Here is a 207-nt window from a genome sequence, read left to right as displayed (position 1 = left end):
GGGTCTGGTCTCACTGTAATATCCAGTGATGTAATTTGTGATCTCTTTATCTGCTTCTGTAAAATTCCCATAACCACTGGCGGGTATCCACTCAGATTTCAAACTTCTAAAGAAACGCTCCATTGGTGCGTTATCCCAACAATTCCCGCGACGACTCATACTTTGCTCAATCTGAAGACGCCATATTAATTGTCTGAATTTCAAGCT

1 protein-coding gene is annotated in these 207 nt (G+C 41.5%); it reads right to left on the bottom strand.

Annotated features, from left to right (window positions below):
* On the bottom strand, positions 1-207 hold a 207-nt coding region (locus FW758_RS25010), incomplete at both ends, for an integrase core domain-containing protein (RefSeq protein WP_446446874.1).

This window comes from Shewanella sp. 1180_01 (assembly GCF_052850535.1).
Note: the sequence above shows the minus strand (reverse complement) of the source record. Positions and strands in the feature narration are given on the sequence as shown.